This is a genomic window from Rhizobium sp. 21-4511-3d, assembly GCF_053522545.1.
The window spans coordinates 292985-308669 of sequence record NZ_JBNWCF010000008.1; the positions used below are offsets into that span (position 1 = coordinate 292985).

Here is a 15685-nt window from a genome sequence, read left to right on the forward strand (position 1 = left end):
ATTTGGGCAAAAAAAGAGGGCCGCCGAAAGCTCGGGGCCCTTTTAAGGTGTGAAGGTCAAAAACCTCCAGAGGGGAACAGCTAATGCGGTGGAACTGGGAGGAAAAGCCACCATGTGCATCAGCTAAGTGCGATATGGTGTTTTAATGTGCAAACGGCAACCCCTCTTTTGTGCATGTCAGTCATGCAGTGGTTGCATAGTCTGCAATTCATTCCACAATTCGCGTCTGTCGAGCCCGCTCAGAAGTTCCAGTTTCTGGCCTTGGTGACGATGAAATCGCGGAAAGCCTTCAGCTTCGCGGCATTCTTGATCTCGTCGGGATAGCAGAAATAAGTATCGAAAGAGGGGACATCGGCATTGATCGCCAGCTGGATCAGACCCGGGTCGCGGCCGACGATATAATCGGGCATGCAGGCGACGCCCATGCCGAGCAGGCAGGCTCGCTTGATCGAGGTCTGGCTGTTGATCTGCAGATGCGGAATGCGCTTGTTGTCCGACGAGCGGCCGGCAATCTCCAGCCAGTTGACGTCGAGCAGATAATTCGGCGCCGGCTCGCCGAAGGTGATGATCCGGTGGTTGTCGAGATCCTCCACCGTCTGCGGCTCGCCGTAACGGTTGATGTAGGAGGGGGCCGCGTAGACGTGCATATGCACGGTGAACAGCTTGCGCTGGATCAGATCGGATTGCTGCGGCTGACGCAGGCGAATGGCGCAATCGGCGTGACGCATGTTCACGTCGACTTCCTCGTTGTCGAGGATCAGCTGGATCTGCACATCCGGATAGAGCTGCATGAACTCCTGGATCTTGTCCGTCAGCCAACCCTGGCCGAGACCGACCGTCGTCGTGACGCGCAGCTTGCCGGACGGCGTTTCCGTCGTTTCGGTAAGCTGCATCTTCACGGTTTCGAGCTTCAGCAGCACGTCATGCGCGGTGCGGTAGAGCAGTTCGCCCTGTTCCGTCAGGATCAGGCCGCGCGCATGGCGGTGGAACAGCTTGGTGCCGACATCCTGCTCCAGCGCGCTGACCTGGCGGCTGATGGCGGATTGAGACAGATGCAACTTGTCGGCCGCATGCGTGAACGAACCCGCTTCGGCAGCTGCGTGAAAGATACGCAGCTTGTCCCAATCCAATGGCATTCCCCCACCCCTCATAGCCATGCTTACTCCGCGGCCACGGCGACGGGCATGTGGCCCGTCAGATAACGCTCGGCTTCGAGAGCGGCCATGCATCCCATGCCGGCGGCGGTGATCGCCTGGCGGAAGGTGTCGTCCGTCACGTCACCGGCAGCATAGACGCCCTCTACGCTTGTGGCGGTGGAGTCAGGAGCGGTCCAGAGATAGCCGTTGTCCTTGAGCTTCAGCTTGCCCTTGAAGAGTTCGGTGGCCGGCGCATGGCCGATGGCCACGAAGACGCCGTCGATGGTGTTTTCGGAGATGGCGCCGGTGCGGGTGTCGCGCAGGCGCACGCCCGAGACCGACGGCGGCATTGGCGGCTTTGCCGGCGTGCCGGTGATTTCGGCGATCTCGGTGTTCCAGAGGATCTTGACGTTTTCCTTGGCGAACAGGCGCTCCTGCAGGATCTTTTCCGAACGGAAGCTGTCGCGGCGGTGCACGACCGTGACCGACTTGGCGATATTCGAGAGATAGAGCGCTTCCTCTACGGCGCTGTTGCCGCCGCCGACGACGATGACGTCCTTGTTGCGATAGAAGAAGCCATCGCAGGTGGCGCAGGCCGAAACGCCGAAGCCCTGGAAATGCTGCTCGCTCTCGATGCCGAGCCACTTCGCCTTGGCGCCGGTGGCGATGATCAGCGTATCGGCAGTCCAGACCTGGCCGCTATCGGTGCGTGCCACGAAGGGGCGCTGGTTCATCTCGACTTCGGTGACGAGGTCGTTGACGATTTCGGCGCCGACATGCTTTGCCTGCTGCAGCATCTGGTCCATCAGCCACGGGCCCTGGATCGGATCGGCAAAGCCCGGATAATTCTCGACGTCGGTCGTGATCATCAGCTGGCCGCCTTGCTCCATGCCTGCGATCAGCACCGGCTTCAGCATCGCGCGCGCCGCATAGACGGCAGCCGTATAGCCGGCAGGGCCGGAGCCGATGATGAGCACCTTCGTGTGGCGGGCGGACATGTCTTTAATTTCCTTTCGACTGGCGGGACGCAGCGGCTAAAGAGCGAATGAGGCCGTTTGGCGTTCCCCGCACATTTATGAACGTCCAGTGCTTTTATTCAAGGGCAGCCTTGCATTACCAACAAGGCATTGCGCTTGGCTGTGCAAGAATCCACCGCAGGGGCGAAACATTCTTGCCTATTGCCGCACTTTATATAGAAGCTGGCGCGAAGGAATTAAAGAAAGGCCGAAGGCTTGGTGCGCGCCGAACTCGATGTCATCGACATAAAGATCCTGAGGGAACTGCAGGCGGACGGCCGCATGACCAATGTCGAGCTCGCCGACCGCGTCGGCATCTCGGCGCCGCCCTGCCTGCGCCGCGTGCGCAAGCTTGAGGAAGCCGGCATCATCGAGGGCTACCACGCGATGCTGAACAGCCCGAAGCTCGGCTTCGACCTGGTGGCCTTCTGCATGGTCGGCCTGAAGCACCAGTCCGAAGCCAACCTGAAAGCCTTCGCCGCCGCCACCTCCAACTGGCCGTTGGTCCGCCAGGCCTGGATGGTCTCCGGCGACAGCGACTTCCTGCTGCATTGCGTCGCCGAGAACCTGACGCGCTTTCAGGACTTCGTGATCGAGGTGCTGACGGCGAACGAGCATGTCGATACGGTGAGGACCATGCTGACGATCCGCCAGGTGAAGCGGCTGGGGCTGGTTGAGGTTTGAGGCGTGGGGCAAGCCGGCGAAGAGACGCACATGCCTGAGGCAGTCTATCCAGCACCGGGTATGAAGGGTCCTCTGTGGCGCCGCTCGCTTTTCCGCAAGTGCCTGACCTGGTACCGGACCAGCCGCTCGCGCAAGCGTTTGCGCGGTATCGAGCAGGATCAGTCGCTCAGCCTGGTCTCGCCGCAGCAGTTCAGGCAGTTGACCGATAGCGATCTGCCGCTGGTTTTCCTCTGCCGCAACGACAGGCGGCTGCTTCCCTCGTTTTTGAAGCATTATCGGTCGCTCGGCGTTACCAGATTCATCTGCGTCGATGATCGCTCCACCGATGGCTCGGCGGAATTTCTGCAGTCTCAGCCCGATCTTGACCTCTGGACATCGAGCCAGCGCTACAAGGACGCGCGTCGCGGAAAGGCCTGGCGGGAAGGTCTTTTCAGGACGTATGGGATCAACCGCTGGTATCTGAATATCGATTCCGACGAGTTCCTGATTTACGAGCGGTGCTTTGAGAACCCGCTGCCCGTCCTGATCCGGCGCCTCGAAGCCCAGTCGATCAACCGGTTGGCAGCGCCGATGCTCGATATGTATCCGCTGAATGACATTGCCGCTGCCGAATTCACCGGCGAAGACGAGCGGATGCCGTGGCAGATCGCTGACTGCTATGACCGGGATGGATATGCGGTTGTCAAGAACGACCGCTTCGTGCGGATACGCGGCGGGGTGCGGAAGCGCGTATTCGGCGCCGATGTCGATCTGATGAAATATCCGCTGCTCTTTTGGGACAAGGATTGCTCACTGGGCGAGAACATCCACCAACCCTTGCCCTACGATCGCAATTTCTCGCCGATCTTCGGCGTCCTCCTGCACTTCAAGTTCTTCTCCGACTATCAGGAGCGCGTTCAGCAGGCGATCGACGGCGGCCAGCATTTCGGTGGCGCGCGCGAGTACGTCAACATGATGGAAAAGATCTCCGCAAATCCCGACATGGCGTTTGGCTATTCGGGGAGTGCGCATTTCAGCGGCCCGGATCAGCTGGTGGAGCAGGGCTTTGTTGCGCAGGCCTTTGAGCGGCGCTAGGGCCGCCGCGTGGAAAATGTATGTGTCGCTTTGTGTGAACTCGACTTCTATGATTGTGATGGGTTCTCCGCAGCCTCAACTCAACTTCGTTCCGTAAGATCGTCATGACCAAACTCCCCATCTCCGCCTTCATCATCTGCCTCAACGAGGAGGCCTATCTCGGGAATTGCATCGAGAGTCTCGCGGATTTTGCCGAGATCGTGGTGGTCGATTCCGGGTCGACGGATGGGACGATTGGGCTTGTGCAGGCCTATATCGACAAGGGGTGGCCTATTCGCGTCTTTAAAGAGAAATGGCGGGGTTATGCCGGGCAGAAGCAGTTTGCGCTGGAGCAGTGCACGCAGCCCTGGTGCTTCAATATCGATTCCGATGAGCGCCTTGATGCGCCGCTCAGGAAGCTTTTGCCGGAGCTTGTTGCTGCGCCGGCGGAGGTGGTCGGCTGGCGGGTGGCGCGGCGGCCTTATCTGATCGGGTTCGGCTATACGCCGGAGCATGTGCGCGAGCGCAAGAACCTGCGACTGATCCGTCGAGGGCATGGGGCCTATGACCTGACCCAGGCGGTGCATGAGGGGATCGTGGCGACAGGCCGGGTCGAGAAGGCGAAGACCGGGAGCCTCCTGCATTACCGGCCGCTGATCATCGACGAGCAGATCCTCAAGGAAAACAGATACTCGACGCTGAAGGCCGACCAGCATTTTGCGGCGGGCAAGACGCCGAAGGCGGCCAAGCTGTTCTTCTCGCCGCCGATCTATTTCTTGCGTCTCTATTTCAAGAATGGTCTATGGCGTTGCGGTGTTCCGGGCTTCATCGAGGCGATGACCGGCGCCGTCTACGCGTTTTTGACGCAGGCCAAGCTTTATCAGCGCAATGCCCTGAAGCGGCGTCCCAATGCGGATGATGCCGGGGATCGCTAAGAGGAATTTCGTGTGAAGGTTTTTCATTTTCACTTCGGCAAGGATGGCGGCGCGGAGAAGTTTTTCGTGCATCTGGCCAGGGGCCTCGGGCGCCGGGGCGTCGAGCAGACGTCGGTGATACGGCCGGATCGTCTTTGGCGGAAGGATATCGAACCTTATTCCAAGATCATCGAAAGCAATTTTCGCAATCTTTCGCCGGACCGGCTGCTGCTGCCGATGAAGGTGCGCTATCTGGCCGAGCGTGAGAAGCCCGACGCCCTGTTTTCCTGGGCGACGCGCGCCAGCCGGCTGATGCCGAACTACAAGGGCTGCATCAAGATTTCGCGTCTTGGCGATTACCCGACCAATCTCAGCTATTTCAAGAATACCGACGTACTGGTGTGCAATACGCCCGGGATCGGCGAACATGTGCGCAATATCGGCTGGACGCGCGGTGTCGAGGTCATTTCCAATTTCACGACGACGGATCGGGTTGCTCCCGTCGATCGCGCTTCGCTCGATACGCCTGAGGGCGTTCCCGTTGTCATGTCGATGGGGCGCTTCGTTCCGCGCAAGCAGTTCGCCTTGCTGACCGCTGCCGTCGCCAAGCTGCCGGGCGTCTATCTCTGGCTTGCCGGGGACGGCGAGGAAATGGAGAATGTTCGCAAGGTTGCAGCCGATCTCGGCGTGACCGATCGCGTCCGTTTTCTGGGCTGGCAGAAGGATACGAGGCCCTTCGTCGCGGCTTCCGATATTTTCGTCATGCCCTCCAGCCATGAGCCGCTCGGCAATGTCATCCTCGAGGCCTGGGCGCAGCACAAGCCGGTGGTTTCCAGCCGCTCGGAAGGGCCGCTCTGGTTCATGCGCGACGGTGAGAACGGTTTGCTGGTCGATATCGGCGATACGGATGGATTTTCGCGCGCCATCGAGCGGTTGATCAATGATAGCGTTCTGAGGGAGAAAGTGGCGGCCGGCGGCAATCAGACGCTGATGCAGCAATTCTCCGAAGAAGCCGTCTGCAACGCCTATATCGAGCTCTTCAAGCGCAAGCCGTAAAATCAGTAGCGGGTCGAGCGGTAAACCGCGGCGATCCGCTTTGCTTCCATGTCGATCTGGAAATCTTCCAGGATATGCGCCAGACCGGCGGCGGCGAGCGTGTCGCGGCCGGGCGTGTCGTCCATGTAGCGGGCGGCCATTTCTGCCATGGCATCCAGGCTGTCGCGGGCGATCATGCCCTGCGGTCCATTGCCGTCATCCACCAGCAATTCCGGAAACGCCCCGACATCCGTCGCGATGACGGGTACGCCCGTTGACATCGCTTCCAGCGGCGTCAGGCCGAAGCCTTCCCAGCGTTGGGGGGCGATGAAGAGGTCGAGGGTGCGGTACCAGTCGTTGATGTTCGTGTGCTCGCCGACGAAGAGGATGCGGTCTGCGAGGCCGGCGGCGGTGACGCGGGCTTTCAGGCCGTTTTCGAAATCGATGTGCTTGGCGGTGGCGCGGCCGGCGATGATGGCGATCCAGTCCGGACGGTCGGGGAGGAGGCGGATCATCGTGTCGACGAAGAGGTCCGTGCCCTTCTGGTGGCGGACGCGGCCGAAGCAGCCGGCGATGTTCTTGGTGGGATCGAGACCGACGGCGGCCTTTGCTGCTGCCTTATCTGCAGGCGGCGAGAAGCGGACGGTGTCGATGCCGTGCAGGATGACGGTGCTCGGCACTTCCAGATAGGCCGCCGTCTTGCCGCTGGTGGCGATCACGGCGTCCATCTTCGAGATCAGCCACTTGGTCCAGCCGGTATGCTTGCGCTGCGAGGCCGAGGTGAAGACGATCTTCAGCTTCATGCGCAGGATGTCGCGCATGATGATGGCCGGCAGCATCTCGACATTGCGGCGCGCATGCCAGACGCGGTGCTTCTTGCCCACCGGCGGCGTCCAGAGATGGATGAGATCGCGGAAGCGGATATGCGGAAGACTTGCCGGCAGGCCGGGGCCGAGCGCTGCGATCTTCTGACCGAGCGCCCGCTGAACCGGAATCAGCTGGATGATCGTCGACGTGACGCCGGAGAGGCGCCGCTTGAAGTTCGGCGCGATGATCTCGACGTCACGGATATCGATGCGGGCAGGGCGGCTGTCTGGCGCCACGGATGATCAGCCCCAGGAAATCTGGAGGATTTCGTAGGCCTTGGATCCGCCGGGCGCGTTGACTTCGATGGATTCGCCGACTTCCTTGCCAATCAGCGCGCGGGCGATTGGGGAGGAAATGGAGATGCGGCCGGCCTTCACGTCGGCTTCCTGGTCGCCAACGATCTGATAGGTCTTTTCTTCCTCGGTGTCCTCGTCGACGAGCTTCACCTTGGCGCCGAACTTGATCTTGTCGCCGGACATCTTCGAGAGGTCGATGACTTCAGCGCGCGCCGTCAGGTCTTCGAGCTCGGCAATACGGCCTTCGTTGAGGCTCTGGGCTTCCTTGGCAGCATGGTATTCTGCATTTTCCGACAGGTCGCCATGGGCGCGCGCTTCGGCGATCGCCTCGATGATGCGGGGACGCTCTTCCTGCTGGCGCCAGCGCAGTTCTTCCTGCAGCTTGACGAAACCACCCTGCGTCATCGGAACCTTATCTACCATTTTCCCGTCCTTTATTCTTCGTGCCGCTGCAGGTAGGCAGTGACACAAAAGAAAACAGGTCCCGAAGAGAACTTCGGAACCGTGCCAACAATCCTAGTTGCTTCGCTTATAGCAGATCGCTACCGGCGATTTCCATAAAATTCGTATCAGCGCTTCTGACCCGGCTCACGGTTGCGATATCTGGCGCAGAAATCCGCTGGCTTTCATTGACTTTTAGCAAAAGAACATATAGGGAACAAATCCATGAAGAAGTCGCTGAATGAACGATTGGCCATCCTCTCAGATGCCGCGAAGTACGATGCTTCCTGTGCTTCCAGCGGTACGACGAAGCGCGATTCGGGCGCCAGCGGCGGGCTGGGCTCGACCGAGGGATCCGGCATCTGCCATGCCTATGCGCCGGATGGACGATGCATCTCGCTGCTGAAAATCCTGCTCACCAATTTCTGCATCTATGATTGTGCTTTCTGCATCAACCGCTCGTCGAGCAATGTCGAGCGCGCCCGCTTCACGCCTGAAGAGGTGGTGTGGCTGACGCTGGAGTTTTACCGGCGCAATTACATCGAGGGGCTGTTTTTATCCTCCGGCATCATCCGCTCTTCCGACCATACGATGGAGGAGATGGTGCGGGTGGTGAGGGAGCTGCGCGTCACCCATAATTTCCGCGGCTATATCCATCTGAAATCGATCCCCGAGGCGTCTGCGCATCTGATCGAGGAGGCGGGGCTTTATGCCGACCGGCTGTCGCTCAATATCGAGCTGCCGACCGACAACGGCATCACCCGTCTGGCGCCGGAGAAGAAGCCGTCGAGCATCCGCCGCTCGATGGGTGATCTCCGGCTGAAGATCGAGGAGGCCGGTGAGCCGACGCTGCAGACCAAACGGCGCAAGCGCTTCGTGCCGGCCGGGCAGAGTACGCAGATGATCGTCGGGGCCGATGGCGCCAATGATGCGACGATCCTCGGCACCAGCGCGCGGCTCTACGGCAGCTACGGGCTGCGGCGCGTCTATTATTCCGCCTTCAGCCCGATCCCGGATTCCTCGAAGAACCTGCCGCTGATCAAGCCGCCGCTGATGCGCGAGCACCGGCTCTATCAGGCAGACTGGCTTTATCGCTTCTATGGCTTCGGTATCGACGAGATCACCGCGACGCAGGAGGGCGGCATGCTGGATCTCGATCTCGATCCGAAGCTCGCCTGGGCGCTCGGCCATCGCGACCAGTTTCCCGTCGACATCAACAAAGCCGCCAAGGAGCTGCTGCTGCGCGTGCCCGGCCTTGGAACCAAGGCGGTGAAGGGCATCCTGTCCGGCCGCCGGTTCCGCAAGCTGCGCATCGAGGATCTGTCGCGGCTCGGCGTGTCGATCAAGAAGGTGCAGGCCTTCGTCACGGCGGAGGGCTGGACGCCGAAGCGGCTGATCGACCGGCCGGATCTGCGCGCCATGTTCGAACCGAAGCCCGAACAGCTGCAGTTGCTCTGATGCTGAAGGTGGCGCTGCATGGCAGGGGCGATTTTACCGAGTGGCGCGATGCCGCCCGATCGCTCGCCGCTGCCGGCATTGCGCCCGGCGAAATCGAATGGCGGGAGAGGGGCGGCGACAAGCAGCTGTTCTGGGAAGAGGATGTTCTGCCGCCGCAACCATCGGGCAAATCGCAGTTGACGGTGCCGCAGGCCTTCATCGACCTTGCCTCTGCCGTCATCTGCCATACCGATCCCGTGCGGTTTACGCTGCTCTATACGCTCTTGTGGCGGCTGCAATCGGACAGGAAGCTGCTCGATATCGTCTCCGACGAGGATGTCTCGCGGGCCCGGCTGATGGAGAAGAGCGTGCGCCGCGACGCGCACAAGATGACCGCCTTCGTTCGCTTCAAGGAGGTCGGCAGCGGCATCTCGATGAACGGGCGGCGGAAGTTTTTGGCCTGGTTCGAGCCGGATCATCATATCGTCGTGCGCAAGGCGCCGTTCTTCCAGCGGCGGTTCAACGACATGGACTGGATCATTCTGACGCCGAAGGGATCTGCCGGATGGGACGGGGTGAAGCTGACGACCAGCCACGAGCCCTGCGAAAAGCCCGATCTGACCGATGATGCCGATGTGCTCTGGCGGACCTATTACGCCAATATCTTCAACCCGGCGCGGCTGAAGGTGAAGGCGATGCAGGCGGAGATGCCGAAGAAATACTGGAAAAACCTGCCGGAAGCGGAGCTCATTCCGGGGCTGGTCGCCAATGCCGAAAGCCGGGTGATCGAGATGTCGAAGCGCCAGGCGACGACGCCGCAGCCTTTCCACGACCGGCTACAGCAGGCGGCGAGAAGCCAGCCCCTGCCAGAGCCGGCACCCGCCGGCACGCTGGAGGCGTTGCGGGAGCAGGCCGCCGTCTGCACCCGTTGTCCGCTGCATGAGAAGGCGACGCAGACGGTTTTCGGCGAGGGGCCGGAGAATGCGGATATCGTCTTCGTCGGCGAGCAGCCGGGCGATCAGGAGGATCTGGCAGGACGCCCGTTTGTCGGCCCGGCGGGAAAGGTCTTCGATCAGGCCATCGAGGCGGCGGGGATCGACCGTTCGAGCTTCTATGTCACCAATGCCGTCAAGCATTTCAAATACGAGCCGCGCGGCAAGCGGCGCATCCATCAGCGCCCGAATATGGGCGAGGTACAGCATTGCCGCTGGTGGCTGAAGCTGGAGCTCGATCTCATAAAGCCGAAGATCATGGTGGCGATGGGGGCGACGGCGCTGGCGGCGCTGACCGAGACGAAGCACCGGCTGACCGACATCAGGGGGCAGGCGATGCGGATGCCCAATGGACGGCTGCTTTTCGTCACCGTGCATCCGTCCTACCTGCTGCGGCTTCCGGACGAGCGGGATAGGGCTGAGCAGCTGGCGCTTTTCCAGCAGGATATGGTGGAGATTCAGACGCTTATGCGCAGGATTTCGCAAAGTGATTCCGCTGCCTGAATTTTTGATTCAATGGTAGCTCGGATCGATGGGCGGCGAAAAAGTCGCTGCCGATGTCGGTTGAGAGGCATCTGAAACGTCCTCTGGCCGATGAGGGATATCCTCTCGATTGAAACCATATCAGGAGACGGGAAGCATGGCGCTCAAGCGGATGGACAATATCGGGATCGTCGTCGAGGACCTCGATGTGGCGATCGATTTCTTTCGCGAACTCGGGCTCGATCTCGAAGGGCGCGCGACGATCGAAGGGGAATGGGCGGGACGCGTCACCGGGCTCGGCGATCAGCATGTCGAGATCGCCATGATGCGCACGCCCGACGGCCATAGCCGGCTCGAGCTTTCCCGGTTCATCCGGCCCGCGGTGATCGCCGATCACCGGAATGCGCCCGTCAATGCGCTCGGCTATTTGCGCGCCATGTTCACCGTCGACGATATCGATGACACGCTCGCGCGGTTGCGCGCACGCGGTGCGGAGCTCGTAGGCGAGGTGGTTCGCTATCAGGACGTCTACAAGCTCTGCTATATCAGAGGACCGGAAGGTCTGCTGATCGGGCTTGCCGAAGAGCTCGGCTGACCTGACGCGCGCCTAGTTGCTGCCCGGTGCCTGTAGCGAGGAGACGAAGGTCGCAATCAGGCTGGCGGTCTTTTCCGGTGCCTCGATCTGCGGAATGTGATTGACGCCGTCGAGAACGGAGAGCTGCGCCTCCGGCAGCAGGCGGGCGATCTCTTCGCCCTGCGCCAGCGGCGTGACGCTGTCTTCTTTGCCCCAGATCAGCAAGGCCGGTTTCTGGAAGCTTTGGTAATTCTCCGGCTTGAAGGCGCGGGAGGCTTCCTCGTTGCCGAAGAGACCGGTGACGAACCAGTTTGCAACGGCGTGGCTCGTGCCTTTGACGACGAGCGGACGGCGGTAGACCTCGATCCGTTCCGGTGTCGCGACGGCATCGTCATCGGCCACGAAATCGCGCAGCCCTTTGCCGATCATCCGCGGATTGGTGAAGGTCGCGGCGATGATGGCTTCCCGTAGGCCGGGGGCGGCAAAGAGCGGTGCCAGCGGCGGCTTGGAGGGCGGGCGGCCAAGGCCGAGAGCAGCATCCAAGAGGACGAGACCGGAGATACGGTCCGGCGCGATGAGCGCGGTTTCCATGGTCGCGCCACCGCCGAAGGAATGGCCGAGCAGCACGAATTGCTGGAGGCCTGCGGCATCGGCAAAGGCGAGGATGCGGCGTGCCTGCGCCTGCCGGGAATAGTCGCCGGAAGCGGGGCGCTCGGAATAGCCGAAAGGCGGCAGGTCGGGGGCGATGACGCGGAAGCCTTCAGCGCCCAGCCGCTCGGCGATCGGCGCCCAGGTTTCGGACCATGCCATGGCGCCGGGGATCAGCAGGATCGCCGGACCGCTCTGTGGTCCCCATTGCTTGTAGTGGAGGTCGAGGCCATCGGCCTGCAGATATTGCCCGGCCTCGCCATTGCGGCCCGGCGGCAGGCTCTCGCGCCAGATCGAGGCGGCATAGAAACCGGCAAACACGAGAAGCGCTAGGCCGATCAGCGCACCGGCGATGCCAGCGAGAATTTTGACGATCCGGATGGCTATGCTTCTCATGCGCGCTCCCCCGCCGCAATGTTTCATGCGGCGAGGAATAGCAGACAGCCCGTTAAGAATTTCGGGCCGTGATGCTTATGCGAAATAGCTCTGCAGCGGGCGGACTTCGAGATTGCCGGCCCGCAGGGCCTTGATGGCGAGGGCGGCGGCTTCGGCGCCGGCCATCGTCGTGTAGTAGGGCACCTTCTGCATCAGCGTGGCGCGGCGCAGCGACTTCGAATCCGAGATCGCCTTGTTGCCGTCGGTCGTGTTGATGACGAGCTGGACCTGGCGGTTGCGGATGGCGTCCTCGATATGCGGACGGCCCTCAAGAACCTTGTTGATCTTCGTCGCCTCGATGCCGTTTTCGCCGAGGAAGCGGGCGGTGCCGCCGGTTGCCAGAACCTTGAAGCCTTCACCGACCAGAATGCGGATCGCCGGCAGGACGCGCTGCTTGTCGGCATCGCGCACCGAGACGAAGACCGTGCCGTCACGCGGCAGTTCGACGCTGGCGCCGAGCTGCGACTTGGCGAAGGCCAGCGCGAAATCGGTGTCGAGGCCGATGACTTCGCCGGTCGAGCGCATTTCCGGGCCAAGCAGCGTATCGACGCCCGGGAAGCGGGCGAAGGGGAAGACGGCTTCCTTGACGGCGATGTGCTTCAGGTTGCGCGGATCCGGCTTTTCGCCGTAGGCGGCGAAGGTCGGGTCGAGCTTTTCACCGGCCATGGCGCGGGCGGCGATCTTGGCGATCGGGGCGCCGATGGTCTTGGCGACGAAGGGCACCGTGCGCGAGGCGCGCGGGTTGACTTCGAGCACGTAGACGGTGCCGTCCTTGATGGCGAACTGCACGTTCATCAGACCGACGACGTTGAGCGCCTTGGCCATTGCCTTTGCCTGACGCTCGAGCTCGTCGAGCATTTCCGTCGACAGCGTGCGCGGCGGCAGCGAGCAGGCCGAGTCGCCGGAGTGAATGCCGGCTTCCTCGATATGCTCCATGATGCCGGCGACATAGGCGTCGGTGCCGTCGGAGAGGCAATCGACGTCGACTTCGATGGCGTTCGACAGGTAGCTGTCGAAGAGCAGCGGGTTCTTGCCGAGCAGGGTGTTGATCTGGCCGGTCTTGTCGTTCGGGTAGCGCTGCTTGATGTCTTCAGGCACCAGTTCCGGCACCGTATCCAGCAGGTAGGTCTGCAGCTGGCTTTCGGCGTGAATGATCTGCATCGCACGGCCGCCGAGAACGTAGGACGGGCGGACGACCAGCGGGAAGCCGATTTCGGTGGCGACCAGACGGGCCTGCTCGACTGAGTAGGCGATGCCGTTGTTCGGCTGGTTGAGATCGAGCTTCATCAGCAGCTTCTGGAAGCGGTCGCGGTCTTCGGCAAGGTCGATCATATCGGGCGCGGTGCCGAGGATCGGGATGCCGTTCTTTTCGAGCGCTTCGGCGAGCTTCAGCGGCGTCTGGCCGCCGAACTGGACGATGACGCCGACGACTTCGCCCTTTTCCTGCTCTGCGCGGAGGATCTCGATGACGTCTTCTGCCGTCAGCGGCTCGAAATAGAGGCGATCGGAGGTGTCGTAGTCGGTCGACACGGTTTCCGGGTTGCAGTTGATCATGATCGCTTCATAGCCGGCGTCGCGCAGAGCAAACGCGGCATGGCAGCAGCAGTAATCGAACTCGATGCCCTGGCCGATACGGTTCGGACCGCCGCCGAGGATGACGACCTTCTTGCGGTCGGAGACTTCGGCTTCGGAGCGCGCGGCGCCGACGAAGGGCGTCTCGTAGCTCGAATACATGTAGGCGGTCGGCGAGGCGAATTCGGCGGCGCAGGTGTCGATGCGCTTGAAGACCGGGCGGACGTTCAGGCTGTTGCGGAGCTCCGCAACTTCCTTCGGGCGCTTGCCTGATAGTGTTGCGAGGCGGGCGTCGGAGAAGCCCATGGCCTTCAGGCTGCGCAGGTTTGCGGCATCCTGCGGCAGGCCGTGTTCGCGGATACGGGCTTCGGTATCGACGATCGCCTTGAACTGGGCGATGAACCACGGGTCGATCTTGCAGCCTTCGTGGACCTCTTCGGGGCTCATGCCCTGGCGCAGCGCCTGGGCGACCATGCGCAGGCGATCCGGCGTTGGCGTGCCGATGGCGGCGCGGATGGCGTTCTGGCTGGATTCGCCTTCTTCGACGCCGGGGATTTCGATCTCGTCGAGGCCGGTCAGGCCGGTTTCGAGGCCGCGCAGCGCCTTCTGCAGCGATTCCGCGAAGGTGCGGCCGATCGCCATGACTTCACCGACGGACTTCATCGCCGTCGTCAGGATCGGCGAGGCGCCCGGGAACTTCTCGAAGGCAAAGCGCGGGATCTTGGTGACGACGTAGTCGATCGACGGTTCGAACGAGGCCGGCGTCGCGCCGCCGGTGATGTCGTTGTCGAGTTCGTCGAGCGTGTAGCCGACGGCGAGCTTGGCGGCGACCTTGGCGATCGGGAAACCGGTGGCCTTGGAAGCGAGAGCCGAGGAGCGCGAGACGCGCGGGTTCATTTCGATGACGACGAGGCGGCCGTCCTTCGGGTTGACGGCGAACTGGACGTTCGAGCCGCCGGTTTCGACGCCGATCTCGCGCAGGACCGCGATCGAGGCGTTGCGCATCATCTGGTATTCTTTGTCGGTCAGCGTCAGCGCCGGAGCGACGGTGATCGAATCGCCGGTGTGGACGCCCATCGGGTCGATGTTTTCGATCGAGCAGATGATGATGCAGTTGTCCGCCTTGTCGCGGACGACTTCCATTTCATATTCCTTCCAGCCGAGAACCGATTCCTCGATCAGCACTTCGGTGGTCGGCGAGGCATCGAGGCCGCCGCCGATGATTTCGAAGAATTCCGAGCGGTTATAGGCAATGCCGCCGCCGGTGCCGCCCATGGTAAAGGACGGGCGGATGATGGCGGGCAGGCCGACGACGTCGATCGCCTGGGCGGCGATCGCCATGGCATGGCTGATATAGCGCTGCTTGCGGTCGGTCTCGCCGAGGTTCCAGTGGTTTTCCAGCTCGTCGAGCGCCTTGTCGAGATCGGGGCCGGAGAGGCTCTCGCGCAGCTTGGCGCGCTCGGCTTCATGCGTCTTGCGGTCGGCATCCTTGATGTCGGTGGCGTTTGCCAGCATCGAGCGCGGGGTTTCGAGGCCGATCTTCTCCATGGCTTCGCGGAAGAGGGCGCGGTCTTCGGCCTTGTCGATGGCGGCCGGCTTGGCGCCGATCATCTCGACATTGTAGCGGTCGAGAACGCCCATGCGCTTCAGGGAGAGCGCGGTGTTGAGCGCCGTCTGGCCGCCCATGGTCGGCAGCAGGGCGTCCGGACGTTCCTTGGCGATGATCTTGGCGACGACTTCGGGGGTGATCGGCTCGACATAGGTTGCGTCGGCGAGACCCGGGTCGGTCATGATCGTTGCCGGATTGGAGTTGACGAGGATGACGCGGTAGCCTTCCTCCTTCAGCGCCTTGCATGCCTGGGTGCCGGAATAGTCGAATTCGCATGCCTGGCCGATAACGATCGGACCCGCGCCGATGATGAGGATCGATTTGATATCTTGGCGCTTCGGCATCGGCTTTTCCACTTTCTAGCTGCGCAAAAAACCGGCCAGGGTGGGAGATCACCGGGTCGGGTCGCGCATTGAGGGTCTTTTCAGGCTAGAAGCGGCTTATAGGCAAAGCGAAACCGAAACGGAACCCCATAATTCAAGGAATCGACAGG

13 protein-coding genes are annotated in these 15685 nt (G+C 61.9%); 7 read left to right on the plus strand and 6 right to left on the minus strand.

Annotated features, from left to right (window positions below; all coding sequences use genetic code 11):
* Nucleotides 1-239 precede the first annotated feature (239 nt).
* Together ACQZ5H_RS19470 and trxB are read right to left on the minus strand one after the other, a co-directional pair.
* Nucleotides 240-1136, minus strand: coding sequence for a LysR family transcriptional regulator VtlR (locus ACQZ5H_RS19470; protein ID WP_112386304.1), 897 nt, complete (start codon nucleotides 1134-1136; stop codon nucleotides 240-242).
* A gap of 23 nt (nucleotides 1137-1159) precedes the next feature.
* Nucleotides 1160-2134 carry a thioredoxin-disulfide reductase gene (trxB, locus tag ACQZ5H_RS19475; protein WP_112715711.1) on the minus strand — a complete coding sequence of 325 codons (975 nt, stop codon included), beginning with the start codon at nucleotides 2132-2134 and terminating at the stop codon, nucleotides 1160-1162.
* 234 nt (nucleotides 2135-2368) lie between these two features.
* Between trxB and ACQZ5H_RS19480 the strand changes: the two genes are divergently transcribed.
* The 4 genes from ACQZ5H_RS19480 (at nucleotide 2369) to ACQZ5H_RS19495 (ending at nucleotide 5859) form a co-directional block, all read left to right on the plus strand.
* Nucleotides 2369-2836, plus strand: a complete 468-nt coding sequence (locus tag ACQZ5H_RS19480) for an Lrp/AsnC family transcriptional regulator (protein ID WP_112715709.1) — start codon at nucleotides 2369-2371, stop codon at nucleotides 2834-2836.
* A 30-nt stretch (nucleotides 2837-2866) separates the two neighbouring features.
* Nucleotides 2867-3910 carry a glycosyltransferase family 2 protein gene (locus ACQZ5H_RS19485; protein WP_449098767.1) on the plus strand — a complete coding sequence of 348 codons (1044 nt, stop codon included), beginning with the start codon at nucleotides 2867-2869 and terminating at the stop codon, nucleotides 3908-3910.
* Between the two features lie 104 nt (nucleotides 3911-4014).
* On the plus strand, nucleotides 4015-4824 hold the full coding sequence (locus ACQZ5H_RS19490) for a glycosyltransferase family 2 protein (protein ID WP_449098768.1): 810 nt from the start codon (nucleotides 4015-4017) through the stop codon (nucleotides 4822-4824).
* Nucleotides 4825-4836: 12 nt separating this feature from the next.
* Nucleotides 4837-5859 carry a glycosyltransferase gene (locus tag ACQZ5H_RS19495; protein ID WP_449098769.1) on the plus strand — a complete coding sequence of 341 codons (1023 nt, stop codon included), beginning with the start codon at nucleotides 4837-4839 and terminating at the stop codon, nucleotides 5857-5859.
* Nucleotides 5860-5861: 2 nt separating this feature from the next.
* On the opposite strand, the gene ACQZ5H_RS19500 is transcribed toward ACQZ5H_RS19495, so the two are convergent.
* Together ACQZ5H_RS19500 and greA are read right to left on the minus strand one after the other, a co-directional pair.
* Nucleotides 5862-6941, minus strand: coding sequence for a glycosyltransferase family 4 protein (locus tag ACQZ5H_RS19500; protein ID WP_449098770.1), 1080 nt, complete (start codon nucleotides 6939-6941; stop codon nucleotides 5862-5864).
* A 6-nt stretch (nucleotides 6942-6947) separates the two neighbouring features.
* On the minus strand, nucleotides 6948-7424 hold the full coding sequence (greA, locus tag ACQZ5H_RS19505; RefSeq protein ID WP_112715701.1) for a transcription elongation factor GreA: 477 nt from the start codon (nucleotides 7422-7424) through the stop codon (nucleotides 6948-6950).
* Between the two features lie 243 nt (nucleotides 7425-7667).
* Here greA and ACQZ5H_RS19510 point away from each other — a divergent pair, with 243 nt between their 5' ends.
* The 3 genes from ACQZ5H_RS19510 to ACQZ5H_RS19520 all read left to right on the plus strand — a co-directional run bounded on the left by ACQZ5H_RS19510 (nucleotide 7668) and on the right by ACQZ5H_RS19520 (nucleotide 10949).
* Nucleotides 7668-8900, plus strand: coding sequence for a putative DNA modification/repair radical SAM protein (locus ACQZ5H_RS19510; protein WP_449098771.1), 1233 nt, complete (start codon nucleotides 7668-7670; stop codon nucleotides 8898-8900).
* On the plus strand, nucleotides 8900-10375 hold the full coding sequence (locus ACQZ5H_RS19515) for a UdgX family uracil-DNA binding protein (protein ID WP_449098772.1): 1476 nt from the start codon (nucleotides 8900-8902) through the stop codon (nucleotides 10373-10375). Before ACQZ5H_RS19510 ends, ACQZ5H_RS19515 begins: the two co-directional genes overlap by 1 nt.
* 136 nt (nucleotides 10376-10511) lie before the next feature.
* Entirely contained in the window at nucleotides 10512-10949 is a 438-nt protein-coding gene (locus tag ACQZ5H_RS19520) for a VOC family protein (RefSeq protein WP_449098773.1), read from the plus strand.
* 12 nt (nucleotides 10950-10961) lie between these two features.
* Here the strand turns inward: ACQZ5H_RS19520 and ACQZ5H_RS19525 are convergent, their stop codons facing one another.
* Nucleotides 10962-11972 carry an alpha/beta fold hydrolase gene (locus ACQZ5H_RS19525; protein WP_449098774.1) on the minus strand — a complete coding sequence of 337 codons (1011 nt, stop codon included), beginning with the start codon at nucleotides 11970-11972 and terminating at the stop codon, nucleotides 10962-10964.
* Nucleotides 11973-12047: 75 nt separating this feature from the next.
* Nucleotides 12048-15536: a carbamoyl-phosphate synthase large subunit gene (gene carB, locus ACQZ5H_RS19530; RefSeq protein ID WP_449098775.1), complete on the minus strand. Its 3489-nt coding sequence runs from the start codon at nucleotides 15534-15536 to the stop codon at nucleotides 12048-12050.
* Nucleotides 15537-15685 lie beyond the last annotated feature (149 nt).